Origin of the sequence: Zooshikella harenae (assembly GCF_018837975.1) — a bacterium.
GTDB classification, from domain to species: Bacteria; Pseudomonadota; Gammaproteobacteria; order Pseudomonadales; family Zooshikellaceae; genus Zooshikella; species Zooshikella harenae.
Map to the genome: position 1 here is coordinate 1 of NZ_JAGSOY010000121.1, position 6,936 is coordinate 6,936.

General features: G+C 38.7%; 8 protein-coding genes. All 8 read right to left on the reverse strand.

All coding sequences use genetic code 11. The features are described 5' to 3' along the window. Positions 1 to 342: 342 nt before the first annotated feature. Complete coding sequence (locus tag KCG35_RS23020) at positions 343 to 768, reverse strand: hypothetical protein (RefSeq protein WP_215822207.1); 426 nt, start codon at positions 766 to 768, stop codon at positions 343 to 345. Between the two features lie 243 nt (positions 769 to 1,011). Continuing rightward, positions 1,012 to 1,674: a phage antirepressor KilAC domain-containing protein gene (locus KCG35_RS27010; RefSeq protein WP_309227489.1), complete on the reverse strand. Its 663-nt coding sequence runs from the start codon at positions 1,672 to 1,674 to the stop codon at positions 1,012 to 1,014. A gap of 62 nt (positions 1,675 to 1,736) precedes the next feature. Next, entirely contained in the window at positions 1,737 to 1,952 is a 216-nt protein-coding gene (locus tag KCG35_RS23030; protein WP_215822208.1) for an HP1 family phage holin, read from the reverse strand. Positions 1,953 to 1,968: 16 nt separating this feature from the next. Then, complete coding sequence (locus KCG35_RS23035) at positions 1,969 to 2,379, reverse strand: 3TM-type holin (RefSeq protein ID WP_215822209.1); 411 nt, start codon at positions 2,377 to 2,379, stop codon at positions 1,969 to 1,971. Continuing rightward, the gene (locus KCG35_RS23040; protein ID WP_215822210.1) at positions 2,369 to 2,782 is read right to left on the reverse strand and encodes an N-acetylmuramoyl-L-alanine amidase; all 414 of its coding nucleotides are present in this window, start codon (positions 2,780 to 2,782) and stop codon (positions 2,369 to 2,371) included. Before KCG35_RS23040 ends, KCG35_RS23035 begins: the two co-directional genes overlap by 11 nt. 212 nt (positions 2,783 to 2,994) lie before the next feature. Then, on the reverse strand, positions 2,995 to 3,342 hold the full coding sequence (locus tag KCG35_RS23045; RefSeq protein ID WP_215822211.1) for a hypothetical protein: 348 nt from the start codon (positions 3,340 to 3,342) through the stop codon (positions 2,995 to 2,997). Between the two features lie 308 nt (positions 3,343 to 3,650). Then, a complete protein-coding gene (locus KCG35_RS23050; protein WP_215822212.1) occupies positions 3,651 to 4,073 on the reverse strand; it encodes a hypothetical protein in 423 nt (140 codons plus the stop codon). A 67-nt stretch (positions 4,074 to 4,140) separates the two neighbouring features. Continuing rightward, positions 4,141 to 6,936, reverse strand: a 2,796-nt coding sequence (locus KCG35_RS23055) for a type VI secretion system Vgr family protein (protein WP_215822213.1), incomplete at its 5' end; no start/stop codon positions are given.

Below are 6,936 nucleotides of genomic sequence, written 5' to 3' on the forward strand. Positions count from 1 at the left end.
CACCTCAGAAGGAATTAGGCAAAAGTAGTGTTTTTTAAGGGGTTATGGCTAACTGCTGGTGCGGCGCATAGGTGGGGAAAATTTTTGCGTTTACCGCGAGGTTGGGACCAGCGAAAATTAGCATTAGCTTAATAAGGACCCGCGACCATTAAACACTATAAAACAAGGTGATTTACAACATACAACATTATTAATTAAATTATTTTTCTTCATCTTTATTATTAAAAATAAATAGAAATAAACCGACTAAAAGCAATGCAAATATGGCTGCCATTTCTAACATAGACAATAAAAACCCACTACTGTGGGTTGATATTAAACACAACGTAAAATATAAATATATTATTTTTTCTTGAGAGACAAAAATTTATCAAAAGATTCTGCTATTTTTTCCCAAGTCATATCGGTAAAGGCTTCTCTACCAATAAAAATAAGATTTTGATCTCGACCTTCACCCCATACAACAACTAAAACCTTCGATTTATTTTTAACAGAAAGGATACTATTAAAATCGAGCTGTAGTTTTTTACGACCTTTTTTTTCGATAATTACACGGTTTTCTATAAATTTAATAGTATCTCCCCATGCATTTCTTTTATATATCAGAAAGCTCCAAAGTAATACTCCAACAAAACCCATAGATATGAGCTGTACATTAGAGTCACCAGAAATTGCATGAATAGTGATTAGAATTGGTAAAAAAGCAATACCCAACACATACTTCTTCCAAAATCCTGCCGGAGAGTCTTTAGTAAATACAACGTCCACTTACTACTCCACAATATATTAAAACAACTTAGTAATATAAAAACTGGGCTGGAATATAGCATTTAAACGGTACTGTTTGAACATTCTTTCAATCTATCACTTATAAAATCAAGTCTGCATATACGTAAGAGTACTTATTCTTGAGGTCTATCATTCGTCTGCGTAGTTCGCAGAGGAATGGCCTCCCCTTTGAAGTTTTCGTTTAAAAAAAGCCCACCTAAGTGGGCAACATTCCATCCCAAATTATGCAGCTTGTTCTAGCGTCCTCATTCGTTGCAATACAGTTAAGCCTTTACCTGTCACAAAAGGTGCTACAGAGCTTGTTAAACCTTCTTTATCAGGATTAAATTGAGTTAATTTAGCGTCTAGGTAGCCTTTTTCAATAACATGTTGATAGGGTTCATTATTCTGATTAAGCCAACCATTAAGTCGCAATTCAGCATAAAGACGATTACGACCAGTCCCTAATATCTTAGCCGCCTCGCCGACAGTAATTGCATCATAAGCTTGCGTAACATCATCATAAAATTCAACTTTAGGTTTAGCTTCATCAATATACTCCTCTGCCACTTCTAACTCCATATTTTTAGACTTAAGCATTGATTCTACCGCAAGTAAGGCTTTAGCCATGACTATTTTCTGGTCGTCTATTTCCTGGCCATTAATATAAGCACCATGCTTACGGATACTGGGTAGCACTTCTTTAGTCACCCACTTCTTAAACTTCTTCGCTTCAGACCGACGGCTTTTAAGGATAGCTGAATATAAGCCAGACTCGTTAATGATAGATAATTCGCGGGGTCCAGCGTTCGTGCACACATTGTGTGCCTCAAGTTCTTTTATTGCTGTTTGAAGCCCGCCGTTGATAGGAGTCTGTATTTCACCGACCCTCTTAATTAATAACACACACCACTCGTTATAGGGTGGTTGTATTTTTCGAGTTCCCTTACAATGTAATCATTCAGCGGTTAATGATTTTTTATACCTAATTTTTCAAGCTCACGTTTATGACGTTCGACTTCCCTCTTATCCTGCCGATGCTTATACACCCAATTCACGATGACGGTAATTAAGGTAAGAATCACTCCGATAATGACGCCCCAATCTCTCACGGTAAAACCCGCTATGATGGTAAACGTACTCGCCGCATAGGGCGCATTGGAAATCATTTTTTCGGTAATCATCGGAGTAACCATTTTTTTATCGTTGGCGCGCAACACCTTTCATCTTTTCCATGGTCCGAATACCGCCTAAACCCAGTAGCGTAAGGACTAATGTAATCAGTTGGCTGGTATCAATCGTGGGAAGCATTTCCACCACATCAAGGCGATTGGCAAGGGATAATGCAATTATTATTAAGTCTCTTAACACCCAGGCATACGTCAGTAAGCCGACACATAACCAACCGAGTCCAGGCCGCCAACCTGATACAAAAATGGATGGATGCTTGGCCTCTTCTAGCGTAGTTAAGGCTTGGAGAATATGCGGTTGGTTAAGTGTTTCTAAGGTTTTATTATGGGCTTTTAACCGTTCTTCATCGCTGGTAAATAAATCATCTAATCCACTCATGATTGAACCGGCAATGTCAGGAATTAATTTATTAAGACTCATCGCTAACTAATTCCTTCTGATTAACTGTCTCCCACCACCCTTTCACATCAAAATTAGGACAGGTTTTATGGGGATCTAAATCGCAGTGACCACAGATATCAGCATTCGGGTATTTTACTTTCCAGTCTCGTAATACCCTCTCCAAACTTTGCATCTGTGCATCCGTAAACTGATCACGGCCAATTAAGCACACGCCTAAGCTTGTCGAGTTATAGCCTTTTACATGAGCACCTTCCCAATACTCAGGACGGCCCTGTTCAATAACCCCATTACGTCGTATAACACGGTGATAACCGATCCCCGCCCATTTCCGCTGAATATGCCATTGATGTATATCTTCAGCGGTTACATCTCTATCGTTCGGTGTGTCCGCACAATGGACGACCAATTTGGTAATCTTCATGGTAAATTCCTTTCTTACAGGCATAAAAAAAGCCCACCGAGGTGAGCTTTAAGAACATGATTTGAAGTACAGTGAATTGTCTAAAAAAGAGGCAAAAACAAGAAACCCCGCCATGTAGGCAGGGTTATCCAACTATAGAAATAATGGTATAAAATTAGTAATCAAGTGTCAATTTGTTGGGGATGGTGATTTGTGACTTGTTGGTTTTAAAGTTATTTAATAAAGCTCTTGTATTTCGTATCATAATCCTTGAGGTCAAAAATTTTGTCTACCCCAATATGAACCTCATCATCTCCACCAATATCCCAATACAAGCGTTCAGTGGGAACAGACTGACTTTCCGCAATAAACTTTCCTGTTTCATTTTCATATAGCTTACCAAACAGCTCATACGGTTCAGTCAATGTTGATAGCTGATATACAACAACTTTAAACTTTCCATTAGGACTATCATACTCATAACGAGGATCGGATAGCCCTCTTTCAGCCCACTTAAAAAAGCCCAATATAGAACTGACAACTAAGAGAAGAACCAAAAGAGCACATTTATTAATTCGCATAAAAAGCCACAACACTTATAGACTTACAATTAGCTGCTAATGGTGCAAGGGTATTAACCTAAATGTCATTAATAAACCCAGAAGGTAACAACACAACATAAAAATAGTGACCAGCAGTAATGGGACAAGCTTTAAAGCTATGACATATTCTCCCCTATTACGGTAAATGCATGCAATTGTTGTAAAAAAGAGGCATAGAAACAAAATGCAAGCAACAATAAATACTTCTATAATATATCTATTAAACACGTCTATAATTGGCAATAAATGTACCATTAATGCACTAAATAACCAAACATAAAGTTTCTTCACCATACTTTAACTTTTTCTCTCAGACTTAGAGGAAGAATTATATATATGTTACTCATTAAACAAGCTAAGATACTGGGCACGCTAATAAACATATAACAAAGAGAAGTGTATTTATACATATCACCTTCAAAATAACTACTATTTCCCGCCAGACTCGTTGAAAAGACATCATGCACTCCTATCTTGATACCAAGATCTGCGGCAATCAAAAGAGTAACCGTTGCAAGAAACATTATGATTTTTATAAAAATATTGTTAATTAGCTTACTGTAATACTGAAAAATAATATAACAAATGAATGATATTAAAAAAGGGATGTTTAATATCATAGAGAAAACTAGTCCATCATTTATTACATCTTTTAAACTATAGGCAGAAACACACTCATTATCCTCAAGACAAAGATCTACTCCAAGCATATATAACCACACTATGCTTATTATTAAGCCAATAGTTATATATAAACACAATAAACTTTTTATATATTTATTCAACTTCAATTACCACTACAAAAGGTTGATATAACTTACTATTCTTTACATTTCTATAATGCTGTAATACGAACATACCAACCAAACCATCAGACCATCGGGCTTTTTCTGTACCTCCTCCATCCTCAAAGCCAGCCCCAAACGTATCATATAATTTTATATCAGTAATAAATACTTTTGTATTTCTCGTAAAAGGATGCTTATATACTTTATATCTACCAGATAGTGCTTGTAACCCTCCAATAAATGCTGCAGCATCATCTAAAGAGGATATTGCATATTTAATTGGAACATAGGGTAAGCTCACGCTAGATAGTGTTCTTGTAACATTCTTCGAGTTTAACGGCTTTGAGGTATAAATACTCTTTAGCTTACTGATGACTTGCTTTTTCATATTCTGATACTGATTAAACCCTCTATACTCACCAGCTAAATTTGATTGCTTAGGAAATACAAATTCTGCTCCACTGCCATTAATAAAATGGTTCACTATAGCATAAGCATCTTTTGCTGTATCTGAAAAAAACATGACTTCCTCTGTCAAAGTATTTTCTAATAACCTTGAATGCTGACTTTTTACTATATTTAGCTTATTGATATCGCTGTCAGTATAGCCTTCATTAGCTGATAGATAACTATTACTAGGCTCATCTCCTGTAATCCAATCTGAAGGCAAAGGATCACCCGGCTTATAGTTATTCGTCAAGATTATTGACCGACCATTTATACTTGACAGATTTCCCTGTTTAAATGTTCCTTCTTCAACTAAAATATAACCTTCTTTATTTGGGTTATAAGGTTCCGGCTTATAGGAATCAACCGTATCCTTTAAGTCAGAATAAGTCGTATTCTGCCCCGCAAAGCTGTTTACTGGAACAGCCTCTGCCGGAGATAGAGAACTTGAAACTTTTGGCCTTTTTGATTTTTTCCTTAAAGGTTCCTTCCGCAAAGGATTCCCATCATCTGCTTCTTCAGCCAGACCAGGACGTTCAGGGGTAATGATATTAACAGGTAGCGGTTGTCCTGATGGACCTTGTACATTTATGGTCTTACCATCAATAAACACACCTTCCTGAGTAATCGTGATAGAGCTACCTCCAGCCACAAAGGTAATTTCCGTATCCGATTCCAAGACTACTTTATCACCGGATTTAAAGTTCATATCTTTGGCTTCAATCCGGTGCTCACCATCAACATTTAAATGACGGGTATCCATTACGGTTTCGTGATAATCCCCTTTCACCGCCCGCTCATGGTTTTGATCAACTTTAATGTGTTGATCTTGTTTTACATGTTTGAAGTCATGTTGGTAAATGGTAACCGTATTATCGCCCACAATATGCTCACGCCGATCATTTTTGATGCGAACATCCAGGTCTTTTTCTGCCGTGACCATAATTACTTCTTGGTCTTTTTTATCCTCGAACGTAAATTCATTAAAACCTCCACCACCCGGAGTTGAATTTGTTTTAAAACCCGACCGGGTTTTATGATCAGGTAATTTATACGGCGTTTGGTGTTTGCCATGATAAACAACACCCGTTACCACCGGGTGGTTCGCATCACCATTTAAATAGTCGATGGTCACTTCCTGCCCGATTCGCGGAATCACCATACTGCCCCATTGCGGCCCAGCCCAGGTTTGCATGACACGTACCCAGCGCGAGGAGTTTTCATCCAGCTTACCTTCGCGATCCCATTTAAACTGAACCTTTACCCGACCATATTCATCGGTATAGATTTCTTCACCTTCAGGCCCGGTCACAACAGCGGTTTGTTTACCCGGCATTTTAGGAGCTTTATGTCGTTGCTGAGGACGGTACACTGTGGCTTTTGGTGTAAATACGCCACGTGAACGATAATATGCCCCCTCGCCCACAGCATATTCATCCGAGCCTTGTGGTTGTCGTCCTTCATGGATAACTTGGGTGATGATGTAAGCTTTATTAATGACTTTGACAGGATGATCAGTGATTGCAGCAGTGTACCCAGGAATCATCGTTCGGTAAGTACCACCGGCTGTGACAATTTCCTTTTTAGCCTGATGCATTTCACACCGAATTCGCGCATAACGCTGACCGGCTTCAATGGTCTTATAGCCACCAGGGTAAATATTCTCTACAGCGTTGGCGTCACCTAAGGTATGTTCCACTTCCAGATTTAAACTGGGTTTGTGAAAATTGTAGTCCCGCATAACTACCTTACCAATGGTACGGCTCACGCTCTGCTTTAACGAATCCAAACAGTCTTCATCAGGTACCATGCCGGTTTTCATGTGAAAGGCCAGCGTGTCCCCCACAATGGGTTCCAAGCTTTCATTACGATCGACAAAGATCAATTTATGGCTGTCAGCAGTGTGTTCGAAGTAATAAAAAATACCTTCTTTTTCCAATAGGCGGGATACAAAATTGAGATCAGACTCATTAAATTGGACGATATACGTCTCTTTTTCATAGTCTTCAGTTAAGCGAAATTCAAAATCAATGCCTTTTTGAAATTCAGCACGAACCAGCACCTGCTCAACAATTTCCGGCACCGTAAGCTTTTGATAAGTGCGACAGTCTTCACGGTATTGCAAAAACCACAGTTTAGGCACGATTTTAACGGCATATTCGGTATAACGATTACCTGGACTTGCCTCAACCAAGGAAGCCACCAGCCCATGGATAACCCGGTCCTCATCTTCGCCCCGAATGGTGATACAAGCAGGCTTACGAATAAGGTTTAAATTACCCAGCTCAGGATGACGACTGTTCTGGTCTAATGCCATCGGACACTTAATTTTGAGACA

What these genes read in the sequence shown, in the direction of transcription:
- KCG35_RS23045 (WP_215822211.1), bottom strand. Translation starts at nt 3,342, where the DNA reads ATGCGAATTAATAAATGTGCTCTTTTGGTTCTTCTCTTAGTTGTCAGT.
- KCG35_RS23030 (WP_215822208.1), bottom strand. Translation starts at nt 1,952, where the DNA reads ATGATTACCGAAAAAATGATTTCCAATGCGCCCTATGCGGCGAGTACG.
- KCG35_RS23050 (WP_215822212.1), bottom strand. Translation starts at nt 4,073, where the DNA reads ATGCTTGGAGTAGATCTTTGTCTTGAGGATAATGAGTGTGTTTCTGCC.
- KCG35_RS23040 (WP_215822210.1), bottom strand. Translation starts at nt 2,782, where the DNA reads ATGAAGATTACCAAATTGGTCGTCCATTGTGCGGACACACCGAACGAT.
- KCG35_RS23035 (WP_215822209.1), bottom strand. Translation starts at nt 2,379, where the DNA reads ATGAGTCTTAATAAATTAATTCCTGACATTGCCGGTTCAATCATGAGT.